This is a genomic window from Streptomyces sp. NPDC039480 (assembly GCF_055597165.1).
On sequence record NZ_JBVITX010000013.1, the window covers coordinates 79,437 to 94,715 of the forward strand.

Below are 15,279 nucleotides of genomic sequence, written 5' to 3' on the forward strand. Positions count from 1 at the left end.
GCCGTCGAGTTCCCGGGAAGATCAGAGTTGGCCAGATCCTTGCGGGTCATGGCCATCTGGCCACTCGTGACGGGCCGGGACGGCGGCACAGGATCGGAGGCATGAAGATTCTCTGGGTATTCGCACATCCGGAACGGCGCTCGCTGGGCGGTTCCCTGCTGACCGACGGCCTGCGCACGCTGGAGTCCCTCGGGCACGAGCACCGCACGTCGGACCTGTACCGCATGGGCTGGAAGGCCGTGGTGGACGCCGACGACTTCGGGGACCGGCCGCGCGAGCGGCTCTTCGTGGGCGCCGAGCAGGAACGCGCCTACACGGAGCGGGCGTTGAGCGAGGACATCCGCCGCGAGCAGGAGAAGATCGCGTGGGCGGACACGCTGGTCTTCCAGTTCCCGCTCTGGTGGTTCGGGCCGCCCGCGATCCTCAAGGGCTGGTTCGACCGCGTGCTCGTCCAGGGCTTCGGCTTCGGCCTGAAGGGGCCGGACGGCCGCACCCTGCGGTACGGGGACGGCGGCCTGGCCGGGAAGCGCGCGCTCGTCGTCACCTCGGTCGGCGCCCGGGAGTCCGGCTTCGGTCCGCGCGGCATCCACGGCCAGCTCGACCAGGTGCTGTTCCCCCTGCTGCACGGCACGTTCTGGTACACGGGCATGGCCGCGCTGCCGCCGTTCGTCGTGTACGGCGCCGACCGGCTCACCCCTGCGGGTTACGCCCGCGAAGCGGCGGAGCTGAGGGAGCGCCTGCGCACCCTGCACACCACTGATCCGCTGCCCTTCCACCGCGAGAACGGCGGCGCCTACGACGAGGACCTGGTGCTGCGGCCCGAGCTCGCGCCCGGCCTCTCCGGAGTGGGCGTGCACCGTTGAGCCCGGCCGTGCGGACTCGCCGTCATGGCTCCGGGCGAGGAAGGTGGACAGGCACGCGTCATTCGCCCCCTCTTCGAAGGACACGACACGTATGGCGGACCACCTTCCTCCCGTCGGTGTCGAGGAGGAGTACTTCCTCGTCGACGCCTCGCACCGTGCCGTCGTCGCAGCAGCCTCCCGGGTCCTGCCCCGCCTGAAACCGGTGGTCGGTGACCTCGTCACCGGTGAGGCGTCGCAGTACCAGGTGGAGGGCAAGACGCCACCCTGCGGGACCCTGAGCGAACTCCTTCACCAGCTGCGACGCGTCCGCAGGGCCGTCGCCGCCGCGGCGGCCGACGAGGGCCTGCGCCTCGTCGCCTCCGCCACGCCCCTGCTCGGCATGCGCGCGCCGATACCCCTCAGCACCGACCCCCACTATCTCGCCCAGGTCGAGACGTTCCGGTCGCTGTACGACACCTTCGCCTTCTGCGGCCTCCACGTCCACGTGCAGGTCCCCGACCGCGACCACGCCGTCCTCGTCAGCAATCACCTGCGGCCGTGGCTGCCCACGCTCGTGGCGCTGTCGGCGAACTCGCCCTTCTGGGAGGAGCGGGACAGCGGGTACTGCAGCTGGCGGACCCTGGGGGCCACGCGCTGGCCCGTGGCCGGCCCCCCGCCGTACTTCTCATCGGCCGCCCACTACGACACGCTCGCGGCCTCGCTGCAGGTGGCGGGCGCGACCCACGGGGAACGCTCGCTCTACTGGGACGTACGCCCGTGCGCGCACCTGCCCACCGTGGAGATCAGGGCGATGGACGTCACCACGAGCGTCGAGGAGGGCGCGGTGCTCGCCGTCCTGGTGCGGGCGCTGGTCGTCCAGGCCCTGGAGCGGGTGCGCCGCGGCGACCCCGGCCCCGCCGTGGACGACGCCCTGCTGCGCGCCGCGTACTGGCGCTGCGCCCGGGACGGCCTGACAGGGCACAGTCTCGACCCGCGGACGACCCGGCTCGTACCGGCCGCGCACCTGGTGCGGCAGCTCCTCGACTACGCCCGCCCGACCCTGGCCGCGCACGGCGACCTCCGCCAGGTGGTCACGGTCCTGCGGCGGCTCGTCACGTACGGCGGCGGGGCCGAGCGGCAGCGCGCCGCCCACGCGCGGGCGGGCAGTCTGCGCGACGTCGTCGACGACCTGGCCGACCGCACCACCGCGGGTTTGGCGCCGGGCACGGCCCGGGTGCGCCGCGCACCGGTTCGGCCGGATCCGGAGCTGGGAGTGCTGGACTGACCCCACGGGCACGGGTCAGAGCCCGACGTTCAGCGTGTGTCGCCGCGTGCGGGTGCGTCGCGGGCGGGTGCGTCGCGGGCGCCTAGGCGCAGGTGCTCGATGTGGTAGACGGCCTCGTCCAGGAGCTGGGCGACGTGGTTGTCGTACAGGCTGTAGACGATGCGGCGGCCCTCGCGGGCGCCCGTGACGAGGCCGAGGGCGCGGAGCAGGCGCAACTGGTGGGAGACCGCCGACTGTTCCATCCCGACCGCCTCAGCGAGCGCGCCGACGCCGCACGGGCCCTGGCGCAGCTTGCTGAGGATCATCAGCCGGGACGGCGTGGCCAGCGCCTGGAGCGTGGCGGCGATCGTGGCGGCGGAGTCCGCGTCGAGGTGTGTGGCAGGGCTGATCTCGCTGTCGACTCCGTGTCCCATGCGGCAATCCTACTCGTCATACACTTGAAGACCTCTTCATGTGTTCCGCTATGGTGAGGAGGGTCCACGGGGCCGTCGCGGTCCGCGCAGCCGTGTGGCGCCTTGGCTGGCCGCACGGCTCCTTCGCCCTGTCCTGATCTCCAGCCCTGTTTCTGTCCACGAAGAGGTGTGCCCCGATGCCTTCCGTGCCCTCAGCGTCCTCCGCTCTGGTGGGCGACCGGCGGGTCCCTGCCCCCGCACCTGCCGCACCGGTGCGCCGGACCCGTTTTCTCGCCCTGCCGGAGGCCCGCTGGGCGGCGCTGGCGACCGCCGCGTTCCTGCTCGCGTGCCCGCTGGAACTCGCCGGGGCGCCCGGCCTGTTGTGGGGTCCGCTCTACGTTCTCTGTTACGTCGCCGGGGGCTGGGAGCCGACCGTGGCGGGGCTGCGGGCGTTGCGTGAGCGGAGCCTCGACGTCGACCTGCTGATGGTGGTCGCCGCCCTCGGTGCGGCGGCCATCGGGCAGTTCCTCGACGGCAGTCTGCTCATCGTCATCTTCGCGGTGTCCGGGGCACTGGAGGCGCTCGCCACCCGGCGCACCACGGACTCCGTGCGCGGGCTGCTCGATCTGGCGCCGGCCATGGCGGTGCGGGTGACGGAGACGGGCGGGGAAGCCGGGGAGGAGCGGGTGGGGGTCGACTCGCTGCGGGTCGGTGACACGGTCCTTGTACGACCCGGTGAGCGGCTGCCCGCCGACGGCACCGTGCTCGACGGCGGCAGCGAGGTCGACCAGGCCACGATCACCGGCGAACCGCTGCCGGTGCCGAGGGGGGTGGGCGACACGGTGTTCGCCGGGACCCTCAACGGCACGGGGGCGTTGCGGGTCCGCGTCGACCGCGACCCCGCGGAGTCCGTCATCGCCCGCATCGTCGCCATGGTCGAGGAGGCAGGGGAGACGAAGGCGCCGACGCAGTTGTTCATCGAGAAGGTCGAACAGCGGTACTCGGTGGGGGTGGTGGTCGCCACCCTCGCGCTCTTCGCCGTCCCGCTCGCGTTCGGCGCCGACTTCGCCGGGACGCTGCTGCGGGCCATGACCTTCATGATCGTGGCGTCGCCGTGCGCGGTGGTGCTGGCGACGATGCCGCCGCTGCTCTCGGCCATCGCCAACGCCGGGCGGCACGGGGTGCTCGTCAAGTCCGCCGTGGTGATGGAGCGGTTGGGTGCGGTGACCAAGGTCGCCCTGGACAAGACGGGCACGCTCACCGAGGGCACGCCCCGGCTCACGGACATCCGACGGCTGCCCGGCACGGGGCTGACCGAGGACGAGGTGCTCGCGCTCGCCGCGGCCGCCGAACACCCCAGCGAGCACCCGCTGGCCCGCGCCGTGGTCACCGCGGCACGGGAACGCGGCCTGGCCCTGAGGCCCGCCCGCGACTTCACGGCGGAGCCGGGACACGGGGTGCGGGCGATCGTGGCGGGCCAGGTGGTGGAGGTAGGCAACCGGGACCGGCTCCTCACCACGGCCGTGCCGGGCCGGCCCGAGGACGACGACGCCCGTACCGCCACCGCAGCGCGCCCGGAACTCACGCGAGACGCCCCCGCGCAACCCGAGCACGGAACACATGCATCCGTCAGGAGCCGAGAGACCGAGGCCACCAACCCGAACCAACTCCCCGCCACGGCCACGCCGGGCCGGCCCGAGGACGACGACGCCCGCACCATCGCCGCAGCGCGCCCGGAACCCATGCGAGACGCCCCCGCGCAACCCGAGCACGGAACACATGCAACCGTCACGAGCCGAAAGCCCGGGACCGACAGCCCGAACCAGCCCTGCACCACGGCCTCGCCGGGCCAGCCGGAGGACGACGCCCGTACCGTCGCCGTGGTGCTGGTCGACGGCGTGCCCGTCGCGACTCTGCACCTCACCGACCTGCCGCGGCCCGAAGCCGCCGAAGCGGTCGTCGCGTTGCGCCGGCTCACCGGCTCCTCGCCGGCGCTGCTGACCGGTGACAGTGCCCTGGCCGCCGCGCCGACGGCCCGTGAGACGGGGATCGAGGACGTGCGGGCCGGGCTGCTCCCGCAGGACAAGGTCGCCGCCGTACGGCAGTGGGAGGAGCGGGGGGAGCGGGTCCTGGTCGTCGGCGACGGCGTCAACGACGCGCCCGCGCTCGCCGCCGCGCACATCGGCGTCGCCATGGGCGGGACCGGCTCCGACCTCACCCTGGAGACCGCCGACGCGGTCGTCGTCCGCGACGACCTCACCACGGTCCCGGCGGTCGTGGCCCTCTCCCGCCGGGCCCGGCGGGTCGTGGTGCAGAACCTCGTGATCGCCTCCGTCTGCATCGGCGCGCTGGTCATCTGGGACCTGGCGGGCCACCTGCCGCTACCCCTCGGCGTCGCGGGCCACGAGGGCTCCACAATTCTGGTAGGCCTCAACGGCCTCCGCCTCCTGCGAACTTCGGCGTGGCGCTCGCAGAACGACGCTCCGGGCACACCCCGCTGACCTCAAGAGTGCGCACCAGCTCGGCGGAGCTGGAGCGGAAACCACCGCCCCCCCGCCCGGGGGGCGCCGCCCACCACGAAGCCCTCACCGCCCGGCGGGCCTCAACAACCCGCCTCCGGCCGACCTCACCCTGGCCACCGCAGACCGACCCTCCCCGCACACCCCACTGAGTCAAGGGCGCGCACCAGCTCGGCACAACCTGTGCGAGAACCGTCGCCCCCCGGCACCCTCCCCCGCCGCCTTCGGCGTGGCGGTCGCAGGACGGCACTCTCGGCCGACTCACTGAGCTCAAGGGGGCACACCAGGCGGCGGCGCGGGCTGAGGAGGAACGGGTAAGCGAGCCTTGCCCCCCCGGGGCGTCGCCCGTCATGCGAGGCCCGCCCGCCCGCGGGGGCCCTCAACAGCTGTGCACCCGCTCGGCGCAGCCGGTACGGGAGCAGGCGAGGCAGCCTGCCTTCCGGCGTCGAAGGCCGCCAGCGACCCGTGGGCCTCAACAGGACCCGCAGCGCCGGGCCTCCAGGTGCCACGCCGGACTCGGCGGCGTGTGCGCCAGCCCGGTGCGAAACCCGTACGGGACCCGGGCCGTCACCCGCCCCCCGCCGACTCCGCCCCAGCCCTCCCCGTCCCGCACTCCCCGCACACCCCGCTGAGTTCGAGGGTGTGCTCCAGCTCGGCGTAACCCGTGGTTTCTGCCAGGCGGTCCGCCCATGCCTCTACTGCGCCCGCGTCCACCGGGCTGCTGCGGCCGCAGCGGCGGCAGATGACGTAGTGACGGTGTTCTTCGGTGGGGCGCCGCAGGTACAGCCGTTCGCCGGTCTCGTCGCGTACGACGTCGACCAGGCCGGCGCGGTCGAGTTCGCGCAGGGCGCGGTAGACGGTGGTGAGGCCGACGGCCCGGTCGGAGCCGGCGAGCAGGGCGTGCAGTTCCTGTGCGGAGACGAACTCCCCGCAGTGCCCGAGCGTTTCGAGGACCGCGGCTCGTTGCCGGGTTCTGCGCACGCCGGCCTCGGGGCCCGCGTCGGGGCGGCGGCGCTCCTCCCCTCGCCCGAGACGGGATCTCGTCGTCACGGCGCGCCGTCCTGTCCGGGGCGGGGGACGACGGTGGCCTGTATGGCGGGGGCCGTGGCATAAGGGCGGTCGAAGGTCAGGGTGCGGTAGACCGTCACCCCGCCCCCCTCGCGGCCGCCGCCCGTCAGCTCCCCGCACGCCTGCGCCGCCGCGGTGACCCGCCGCGTGTACGCAGGGTCCGTGGCGTCGAGCAGCACCCCCAGCGTCGTACCGCTGTGGCCGACCGCCACGCCGAGCCCGCCGACCTCGCGGCAGATCTCCCGCATGGGCTCCAGCGACCTCTTGTGGCGCAGGGTCTGGTTCATGACGGCGCTGCGCGTCGCGATGCGGCCGACCTCCGCCAGGTCGTGGTGGCGCACGGCGGCGGTGAGGCGTTCGAGCAGGCCGGCGTACGTCTGCCGGTCGGCCGCAGTGAATGGTTTGGGGATGCGGTTGAAGTCCACCGTGTCCACCGAGCCGCCCTCGTCGATGCCGACCACCGCCATGGGGGGCAGCGAGCCGAGGACCGCGCGGAGCCGGACGCTGCGGTGGTGGAAGGCGACGATCGCGGGGTAGAGCACGCCGTCGGTGGGTTCGATGCGGGCCAGGAGCCGCTCGATCCTGGTGGGCGGCATCGGGACGTCGAGGGCGCGGCCGACCGCCCGCGCCGTGGCGACGAGGTCGGCGGACGAGCTGGCGAGCCCCTTGCCCTCGGGGATGACGCTGCTGACGGTCAGCACCCCGCCGGGCGGTGCAACCGCCGGCCCGCGAGATGTCAAGTCCGTGATCATACGGGCGAGTTGGAGCGCCTTCGTTTTGTGCGGCGGCCAGACCTCCAGCTCGCCCGACGCCGAGCCCTCCCGGAAGGTGGCCATCGTCCACCGGGCGACCGGCAGCGTCACGAGGAAGTCCCTGTCACCCTCGCCGTCGGCTCGCCCCTCCGGCAGAACACCCTGGAGCAGTTCGCCGAACGTGCCGAACGCCGTGCCGACCCCCGCCCTCGGCGGCGGCCCCTGTCGCGGCGGACAGGTCGGGCGAGACCGGGCTGCGGCCCCCTGGAACAGCTTCACGCGACTCCTCTCGAACAGCGCGGCACACCCTGCACGGCACCCCGCGCGGACCAGTGTGCCGAACTTACCCGCTCTTGACAATCATTTTCATCTAGTGTGATGCTCTCGGCGTTCCGGGGCCGCTCCGGGGGCTGCCCGCACTCCCCCGGCGCCCCTCCCTGCCCGCTCGTCCCTACGGGGGGATCCCAGTCATGCCCATGCACGCGCACATCGCAGAAGCGGTGAAGAAACCCGATCTCATATCCCTGGCACCGGACTTGGCCTGCCTCCGCTTCGAGACCATGAAGATCTACTCCGCCCTCGGCGCCGTCCGGCACCTGCTCGACTCCGGCGCCGTCCGGCCGGGCGACACCCTCATCGACAGCTCCAGCGGCATCTACGCCCAGGCCCTCGCCCTCGCCTGCCACCGCTATGGAATGAAGTGCCACATCGTCGGCTCCACCACGGTGGACCGCTCGACCCGCGTACAGCTGGAGATACTCGGCGCCACGCTGGAGCAGGTCGCGCCCTCCAAGGACCTCCGTCTCGATCAGGAGCTGAGGGTGCGGCGCATCGCCGAGATCCTCGCGGACAATCCCTCGTACCACTGGATGCGGCAGTACCACGACGACATCCACTACCACGGCTATCGCGAGGTGGCCGAGGAGATCGGCAAGGAGCTGCCCGCCGGCCCCCTCGCGCTGGTGGGCGGCGTGGGCTCGGGCGCCTCGACGGGTGCCCTCGCCACCTATCTGCGCGAGGCGGGGCGCGACGTGTCGCTCATCGGCGTGCAGCCCTTCGGCAGCGTCACCTTCGGCTCGGAGCACGTCGCGGACCCGGACATGATCATCGCCGGGATCGGCAGCGCCATCGAGTTCCGCAACGTCCGGCACGAGCTGTACGACCGCGTGCACTGGGTGAACTTCGACAGCGCCGTGTCCGGGGCGGTCTCCCTGCTGCGCACCAGCGGCATCTTCGCCGGGCTATCGGCGGGCGCCGCCTACCTGAGCGCGCTCTGGGAGCGGCGCAGGGACGACACGCGTACGTACGTCTTCATCGCCGCCGACACCGGCCACCGCTATGTCGAGAGCGCCTACGCCCGGCACGAACAGGCCCTGGACATCGAGACGTTGAAGCCGCACGAGATCACCTCGCTCGGCGACCTCCGACACCCCTGGTCCACGACGGCCTGGCCACCCGTCACCTCCTGAATCCGTCCACCACCCCCTGAATCCGTCCGCCACCTCCTAAGTCCGCCCGCCACCTCCTGAACCCGCCGGCCACCCGGAGAGAACACACATGTCACACCCCACGCCCCACACCGTCGCCGAGCTCACCGAGGCCGTCCTGTCGGGCGCCCACGGCCCCGACCCGGCCGAGCTCACCGTCACCAGCGCGTTCTGGCTCTACAACACGACCCGGCTCGCCGGCGGCGACGTCACGTACCACAACCACTACTTGCTGCTCCGCGTCGGCGACTCGTTCGGCGCCTGCTCCTTCGAGGCGGGCGAACTCGCCCCGGGCTTCTGCGAGAACGCCTCGGGCCACTCCCTGGACAAGCTGCTGCGCGACGAGTGCGCGCCCGTGCGGACCGCCGCCCTCGACGCCTACCTCGCCCGCGTGCGCCCGCACCGCGACACCGCCGACGCCGAGCGCGTCCTGCTGCCGGTCGGCACGCCCGAGGTCCGTGCCGAGGCCCGCGACGCCGCCATCGCCGGGCTGCTCGACATCGAGCCCGGCGCGAAGGTCGCCCTGATCGGCGTGGTCAATCCGCTCGTCGCGGCGATACGGGAGCGGGGCGGCGTCTGTCTGCCCTGCGATCTGAATCTGCGAACGACCGCGTGGGGCGAGCCCGTCTCCGACGACATGACCGAGGTGCTCGCACAAGCCGACGCGGTCGTCGCCACCGGCATGACGCTCAGCAACGGCACCTTCGACCTGATCCTGCGCCACTGCGTCGAGCACGGCGTGCCGCTGGTCGTCTACGCCCAGAGCGGCAGCGCCGTCGCCCGCGCCTTCCTCGGCGCGGGGGTCACCGGGCTCAACGCGGAGCCGTTCACGTTCTCGCAGTTCAGCGCGGACCCCACGCCGATGTACCGCTACCGCGCCGCCCTCGCGTCGAACGGAGCGGCAGCGTGAGCGTCGACGCCGTCAAGAACCCCGTGCCGGACAGCGCCGAGGAACCCGTACCGGGCGATCTGCGGATGGCCCGCACGCTGTGGCCCGTGCTCCTGGCCTCCGCGGTCGGCCTGTTGCCCTTCACCGTCTTCAGCACGTATCTGGTGCCCATCGCCGACGAGGCCGGCAGCAGCGTCGCCGCGATGGGCGGGCTGCGCGGACTCGGCGGCCTCGCCGCCCTGCTGGTCGGCACCGCGCTGGCGCCGCTGATCGACCGGGTGCCCAAGGAGTGGGCCGCGGCGGGCGCGCTCGTCGCGCTCGGCGGGTCGGCCGCGCTCGGCGCCGCCGGGGACTTCGCGCTGCTCGCCGTGTTCTGTCTGCTGATCGGCGCCAGTACGTCGGTGCTGAACCCGGCGCTGACCGCCGCGGCCGCCGACCGCTTCGGCACCGGCAAGGCGGCGGGGCGCGCGGCCACCCTGGTCACGGCCACCCAGTCCATGACCGCCATGCTCGCCGCCCCCGTCATCGCGCTGCCCGCGCTGTTCTGGGGCTGGCAGGGCGACCTGATCGGCGTGACCGTGGTGTCGCTGCTGCTCGCGGTGGTCTTCGTGGCCCGGCGCGGGAGGCAGCGGGAGACGGGCGGCGCCGAGGCCGCCGAGGACACCCCGCGGCTCGGCTATCTCGCCTCGTTCAAGGCCCTCGCGGCCGTGCGCGGCGCGGTGCCGCTGCTCCTGATCGGCTTCCTGCGCACCGCCGTCTTCATGGGCTACCTGTCGTACCTCGCGGCCTTCTACGAGGAGCGGTTCGACCTCGACGCCGGGCTCTTCGCGTTCGTGTGGACGCTGAGCGGCGCCGCGTTCTTCGTCAGCAACCTCCTCACCGGGCGGATCACCAACTCGGCTCAGCCGCGCGTCGGCACGGAACGCCTGCTCGCCATCGGTCTGGTCGCCGCCCTCGTCTCCGTCGTGGGCTTCTACTTCACGCACTGGCTGCCGCTGGCCCTCGCCATGACCGCGCTGCACGCGGCGAGCCACGCGATCGTCGCCGCGTGCGTGGTCAGCCTCATCGTGCGGCGCTGCGGCACCACGCTGCGCGGCTCGGCGCTGAGCCTCAACGCGGCGGGCCAGAGCCTCGGCGTGTTCGTCGGCGCGGCGCTCGGCGGCGCCGGTCTCGGCCTGGCCGGCTACCCCGGCACCGCGGCCGCCTTCGGCGCCCTCGTCATCCTGGCGCTCGGCGCCGCCGTGCTGGTGCTGCGCGGCACGGCGAAGGCGGGCGCCGCGTGAGCACCCTCACCCAGGTGCCGCCGGACGGGGCCCCGAAGAGCCGGGCCGCCGTGCGGGAGCGGCTCGCATCGCCCGGGGCCCTGGTGCTGACCTGTGCCGCGCTCTTCGCCGTCCTTGTCGTGTCCGTCGTCGTGGCGATCGGCCTCGGCGCGGCCTACGTGTCGCCCGCCGAGACCACCCGCTATTTGTGGGCGGCGCTCAGCGGTGGCCGCATCGGCGCCGACGAGACGACGACGTACCAGATCATCTGGCAGATCCGGACGCCGCGCGTGCTGCTCGCCGCGCTGGTGGGCGCCGGTCTGAGCGCGGTCGGCGTGGCCATCCAGGCGATGGTGCGCAACGCGCTCGCCGACCCGTTCGTCCTGGGCGTCTCCTCGGGGGCGTCGGTGGGCGCGGTCGGTGTGACGGTGACCGGCGGCCTGGCCGCGCTCGGTGTGTACGCGGTGTCGGCGGGCGCGTTCGTCGGCGCGCTCGTCGCGTCCTTCCTCGTGTACGCCGCGTCGAGCGACCGGGGCTCCCTCTCACCGCTGCGCCTGGTCCTCACGGGCGTGGCCATGTCGCTCGGCTTCCAGGCCGTGATGAGCGTGATCATCTACTTCGCCCCGGACAACGAGGCGACGTCGATGGTCCTGTACTGGACCATGGGCAGCTTCGGGGCCGCCGCCTGGGGGACGCTGCCCGTCGTCTCCGCGGTCGTGGTCCTCGGTGTCGCCGCGCTGTACCGGTACGGCAGGGCGCTGGACGTCCTCGCGCTCGGCGACGAGACCGCCGCGAGCCTGGGCGTCAGCCCGGACCGGCACCGCAGGTCCCTGCTCGTGCTCGTCTCCCTGATCACCGGCGTGATGGTCGCCGTGAGCGGCGCGATCAGCTTCGTGGGGCTCGTCATGCCGCACCTGGTGCGGATGGTCGTCGGCGCCACGCACACCCGGGTGCTCGCCGTCGCGCCGCTGGTCGGCGCGGTGTTCATGGTCTGGGTCGACCTGCTGTCCCGGACGGTGGTCGCGCCGCGCGAACTGCCGCTCGGAGTCATCACGGCGCTCGTCGGCGTGCCGGTGTTCATCGGCCTGATGCGCCGCAAGGGCTATGTGTTCGGAGGGCGTTGACATGACCGACATCAACGACGAAGCAGCCGGAAGGTCCGAGATGGACCTGCGCGTCGACGGGCTCGGCGTCGTCATCGACGGCAGGAGCCTGGTGCGCGACCTCTCGCTCGATGTGGGCGAGGGCCAGGTCGTCGGTCTGGTCGGCCCGAACGGCAGCGGGAAGTCGACCGCGCTGCGCTGTGTGTACCGGGCGCTGCGGCCGGCCACGGGCACCGTGCGGGTCGGCGGGGACGACATCTCCCGGCTCCCGATGCGCCGCAGCGCCCAGCTCGTCGCCGCCATGACGCAGGACGGCGCCGTCGACCTCGACTTCACGGTGGCGGAGGTCGTCGCGCTCGGCCGGGCCCCGCACCAGCGCGGCAACCAGGCGCTCACGGCGCGCGAACGCGAGCTGTGCGCGCGGGCGATGGAGCGGCTCGACATCCACCACCTCGCCGGGCGCGGCGTCCTGACCCTGTCCGGCGGGGAGCGGCAGCGCGTGCTGCTCGCCCGCGCCCTCGTCCAGGAGCCGCGGGTCCTCGTCCTCGACGAGCCGACCAACCACCTCGACGTACGCCATCAGATAGAGGTCCTCTCGCATCTGCGCGGCGCCGGGCTCACCGTCCTCGTCGTGCTGCACGACCTGAATCTCGCGGCGGCCGCCTGCGACCGGCTCGGCGTGCTGTCGCAGGGGCGGCTCGTGGCGTCCGGCACGCCCGAGGACGTACTCACCGAAGACCTGGTGGCCGATGTGTTCGGCGTGCGGGCCAGCGTCATCAAGCATCCGCTGACGGGCGACCCGCAGCTTCTGTACGCGCTCCACCCGTCCCTCTGAAAGGCACCGACTCCCTATGTCCCACACCCGATCCATCGCGGCCGGCTCCGCCCTCGCGCTGACGCTGCTCGTCGGCTGCGGCGCCGAGGTCGACTCGGACGGCGCCGCGAAGGCGTCCGAGAAGACCACCGTCAAGCGCTGCGGCGAGCCCGTCTCCTACAAGGTTCCGCAGCGGGCGGTCGCGTACGAGGGCGGCAGCGCCGACAAGCTGTTCAGCCTCGGCCTGACCGAGCACGTCCACGGTTATGTGATGCCGCCCGCCAACCCGCCGGTGAGCGAGTCGCCCTGGGCGTCGGAGTACGCCAAGGTGAAGATGCTCAGCGACGACCTGCTCAACAAGGAGATCGTCGTCGAGGCGAAGTCCGACTTCGTCGTCGCGGGCTGGAACTCCGGCTTCAGCGACCAGCGCGGCATCACGCCGAAGACCCTGGACAAGCTCGGCATCCAGAGCTTCATGCACACGGAGAGCTGCTTCAACTACCCCGGACACCCGGAGAAGGTCACGCCGTTCAAGGCGCTCTACAGCGACCTGGAGCGGCTCGGCAAGATCTTCCGGGTCGAGAAGAAGGCGGACCAGGTCGTCGGTGACCTGAAGAAGCGTGTCGCGGCCGTGGAGAAGAAGGCGCCGAAGGGCGGCGAGCGGGTGCCGGTGTTCCTCTACGACTCCGGCACCGACCAGCCCTTCACTGCGGGCAGCCAGGTCCCGCCCAACGACATCATCAAGAGCGCGGGCGGCAGGAACATCTTCGACGGCCTCGACGAGCGCTGGACGCAGGTCAACTGGGAGGCCGTGACGGAGGCCGAGCCCGAGGTCGTCATCATCTTCGACTACGGCGACCAGCCCGCGAAGAAGAAGATCGAGTTCCTGAAGAAGTCGCCGCACACGAAGGAGCTGCCCGCCGTCAAGAAGAACAACTTCTTCGTCCTCGACTACAACGAGGGCATCAGCGGGCCGCGCAACATCGACGGCCTGGAGAAGTTCGGCAAGTACCTGCGCGCGCTGGACCGCCAGCGCTGAGCTCAGCCCGCGAAGGGCACGCCAGGGAGCCCGTGGCCCGCGTCCGGCACGACCAGCACCGAGCCCGAGAGGGGGTGGGGGCGGTCGAGGCCGGTGCGGGCCGTGGTGATGTACAGGTCGCGCAGGGCGGGGCCGCCGAAGGCGCAGGCCGTGGGGCGGCGCACCGGGAGCTCCACGGTGCGGTCGAGGCGGCCGTCCGGTGTGTAGCGGCGGACCGCGCCGCCGTCCCAGAGCGCGACCCACACGCAGCCGTCGGCGTCGACGGTGAGCCCGTCGGGAAAGCCCGCGTCCTTGTCGATGTGTGCGAACGGGCGCCTGTTCAGGGAGCGTTGGCCGTCGTGATCGAGTACGTCGATACGTCGCGTGGGACTGTCGACGTAGTAGACGAGGCGCCCGTCGGGGCTCCAGCCGGTGCCGTTGCTGACGGCCACGTCGCCGAGGAGTTCGGTCGTGGTGCCGTCGGGGCCGACACGGGTGAGGCTGCCGCCGCCCGCCGCCTCGTCGTAGCGCATGGTGCCCGCCCAGAGCGAGCCGTCGGGCGCCACAGCGGCGTCGTTGCCCCGCCGGCCGGGCACCGGGTCGCGCACCAGCCAGCTGAAGGGCGTACCGCCCGGGCCGTACAGGCCGATGCCGTCGCGGAGATTGACGACCAGGCCGCCGCCCTCGCGGGGCTTGGCGGCGCCGACGTGCTGTTCGGTCGCCATGATGGTGCACCGGCCGTCCACGGGGTCGTACGTGTGGACGCGTGAGCCGAGGATGTCGACCCAGATGAGGCGGCCGGTGACCGCGTCCCAGGTGGGGCCCTCGCCGAGCGCGGCCTCCGCGCGCACCGCCACGTCGTACGCCCGCCTCGTCCCATGCGTCATCGCGCGCCCCGGTGGCCGAGGCGGACCGACAGGTCGCCGGCGCCCTTGGCGGCGAGCTCGGCCAGTTCGCGCTCGCGCTCCTCGCTCCAGCGGATCATCGGCACGGAGATGGAGAGGGCCGCGACGACCTGTCCCGCACTGTCCCGCACCGGCGCCGCCACACAGCTGACGTCCGGGTTGGACTCCCGGTGCTCGACGGCGACACCCCGCTCGCGGATGTCGGTGAGCGCGGCGAGGAGCTCGTCGGGGTCGGTGATGCTGTCGGCGGTCATCGCGGTGAACTCCCGTCCCCGCACCCGGGATTCGAGCTCGTCCGGCGGCAGCGAGGCCAGCAGCATCTTGCCGACCGAGGTGCAGTGCGCGGGCAGACGGCGGCCCGCCGCGGAGACCATGCGCACGGCGTGCGTGGAGTCGACCTTGGCGATGTAGATGACGTCGGTGTCCTCCAGGATCGCGACGTGAACGGTCTCGTCGCAGGTCTCGGCGACCTCGCGGGCCACCTGCTGCCCCTCGGCGGCGAGGTCGAGCTGTTCCGCGTACCGGCTGCCGAGCTGGTAGGTGCGCACGCCGAGGCGGTAGCGACCCGGCTGGTCCGGGATCTGGACGAGATACGAGCGGGCCGCCAGGGTGGTGAGCAGCTCGTGCACGGTGGTGCGCGGCAGCTGGAGTCTGCGGGTGACCTCGGGCGCGGAGAACGTACCGTCCCCTTCCAGGAACAGTTCGAGTATGTCCAGCGACCTGGTCACCGCGGGCACCAGTCGTCCCATGAGTTCGGCCTCCCACCCTGCGCGTCCGAAACTGTCCGAAACTTCGGTCGCCGATCGATATGACGAACACAGGGTAGGCACGGCGCAGTTCGCGGCGCAATGGCCGCCCGACCCCCGGCGGTACGGGGACGAGCCCGTCCAAGACCTTTTCGCGCGACCCATTGACACCTTCCGGCCACCGTGAATAACGTCAC

The 15,279-nt window shown here is 72.6% G+C and carries 14 protein-coding genes; 9 read left to right on the forward strand and 5 right to left on the reverse strand.

Annotated features, from left to right (window positions below; all coding sequences use genetic code 11):
- Nucleotides 1–101 precede the first annotated feature (101 nt).
- Together ACZ56E_RS33490 and ACZ56E_RS33495 are read left to right on the forward strand one after the other, a co-directional pair.
- Nucleotides 102–863, forward strand: a complete 762-nt coding sequence (locus ACZ56E_RS33490; RefSeq protein ID WP_471220003.1) for an NAD(P)H-dependent oxidoreductase — start codon at nucleotides 102–104, stop codon at nucleotides 861–863.
- A 91-nt stretch (nucleotides 864–954) separates the two neighbouring features.
- Nucleotides 955–2,127 (forward strand): carboxylate-amine ligase, encoded by a 1,173-nt coding sequence (locus ACZ56E_RS33495; RefSeq protein ID WP_471220004.1) that lies wholly within the window; start codon nucleotides 955–957, stop codon nucleotides 2,125–2,127.
- Between the two features lie 29 nt (nucleotides 2,128–2,156).
- Here ACZ56E_RS33495 and ACZ56E_RS33500 read toward each other — a convergent pair whose 3' ends face one another.
- A complete protein-coding gene (locus tag ACZ56E_RS33500) occupies nucleotides 2,157–2,540 on the reverse strand; it encodes an ArsR/SmtB family transcription factor (protein WP_471220006.1) in 384 nt (127 codons plus the stop codon).
- 176 nt (nucleotides 2,541–2,716) lie between these two features.
- Here ACZ56E_RS33500 and ACZ56E_RS33505 point away from each other — a divergent pair, with 176 nt between their 5' ends.
- A complete protein-coding gene (locus tag ACZ56E_RS33505) occupies nucleotides 2,717–5,020 on the forward strand; it encodes a heavy metal translocating P-type ATPase (protein ID WP_471220008.1) in 2,304 nt (767 codons plus the stop codon).
- Between the two features lie 585 nt (nucleotides 5,021–5,605).
- On the opposite strand, the gene ACZ56E_RS33510 is transcribed toward ACZ56E_RS33505, so the two are convergent.
- Both ACZ56E_RS33510 and ACZ56E_RS33515 read right to left on the reverse strand, forming a co-directional pair.
- Nucleotides 5,606–6,088 (reverse strand): Fur family transcriptional regulator, encoded by a 483-nt coding sequence (locus ACZ56E_RS33510; protein WP_471220010.1) that lies wholly within the window; start codon nucleotides 6,086–6,088, stop codon nucleotides 5,606–5,608.
- On the reverse strand, nucleotides 6,085–7,131 hold the full coding sequence (locus tag ACZ56E_RS33515; protein WP_471220277.1) for a GHMP family kinase ATP-binding protein: 1,047 nt from the start codon (nucleotides 7,129–7,131) through the stop codon (nucleotides 6,085–6,087). Before ACZ56E_RS33515 ends, ACZ56E_RS33510 begins: the two co-directional genes overlap by 4 nt.
- A gap of 203 nt (nucleotides 7,132–7,334) precedes the next feature.
- Here ACZ56E_RS33515 and ACZ56E_RS33520 point away from each other — a divergent pair, with 203 nt between their 5' ends.
- The 6 genes from ACZ56E_RS33520 (at nucleotide 7,335) to ACZ56E_RS33545 (ending at nucleotide 13,452) form a co-directional block, all read left to right on the forward strand.
- Nucleotides 7,335–8,327: a pyridoxal-phosphate dependent enzyme gene (locus ACZ56E_RS33520; protein ID WP_471220279.1), complete on the forward strand. Its 993-nt coding sequence runs from the start codon at nucleotides 7,335–7,337 to the stop codon at nucleotides 8,325–8,327.
- Between the two features lie 88 nt (nucleotides 8,328–8,415).
- Nucleotides 8,416–9,255 (forward strand): Rossmann-like domain-containing protein, encoded by an 840-nt coding sequence (locus tag ACZ56E_RS33525; RefSeq protein WP_471220012.1) that lies wholly within the window; start codon nucleotides 8,416–8,418, stop codon nucleotides 9,253–9,255.
- Nucleotides 9,252–10,517, forward strand: coding sequence for an MFS transporter (locus ACZ56E_RS33530; protein ID WP_471220014.1), 1,266 nt, complete (start codon nucleotides 9,252–9,254; stop codon nucleotides 10,515–10,517). Before ACZ56E_RS33525 ends, ACZ56E_RS33530 begins: the two co-directional genes overlap by 4 nt.
- 50 nt (nucleotides 10,518–10,567) lie before the next feature.
- Nucleotides 10,568–11,620, forward strand: a complete 1,053-nt coding sequence (locus tag ACZ56E_RS33535) for a FecCD family ABC transporter permease (protein ID WP_471220280.1) — start codon at nucleotides 10,568–10,570, stop codon at nucleotides 11,618–11,620.
- A 40-nt stretch (nucleotides 11,621–11,660) separates the two neighbouring features.
- The gene (locus ACZ56E_RS33540; RefSeq protein ID WP_471220282.1) at nucleotides 11,661–12,434 is read left to right on the forward strand and encodes an ABC transporter ATP-binding protein; all 774 of its coding nucleotides are present in this window, start codon (nucleotides 11,661–11,663) and stop codon (nucleotides 12,432–12,434) included.
- A gap of 16 nt (nucleotides 12,435–12,450) precedes the next feature.
- The gene (locus ACZ56E_RS33545) at nucleotides 12,451–13,452 is read left to right on the forward strand and encodes an ABC transporter substrate-binding protein (RefSeq protein WP_471220016.1); all 1,002 of its coding nucleotides are present in this window, start codon (nucleotides 12,451–12,453) and stop codon (nucleotides 13,450–13,452) included.
- Between the two features lie 2 nt (nucleotides 13,453–13,454).
- On the opposite strand, the gene ACZ56E_RS33550 is transcribed toward ACZ56E_RS33545, so the two are convergent.
- The gene (locus tag ACZ56E_RS33550) at nucleotides 13,455–14,318 is read right to left on the reverse strand and encodes an SMP-30/gluconolactonase/LRE family protein (protein WP_471220018.1); all 864 of its coding nucleotides are present in this window, start codon (nucleotides 14,316–14,318) and stop codon (nucleotides 13,455–13,457) included.
- The gene (locus tag ACZ56E_RS33555) at nucleotides 14,315–15,085 is read right to left on the reverse strand and encodes an IclR family transcriptional regulator (protein ID WP_471220020.1); all 771 of its coding nucleotides are present in this window, start codon (nucleotides 15,083–15,085) and stop codon (nucleotides 14,315–14,317) included. Before ACZ56E_RS33555 ends, ACZ56E_RS33550 begins: the two co-directional genes overlap by 4 nt.
- Nucleotides 15,086–15,279 lie beyond the last annotated feature (194 nt).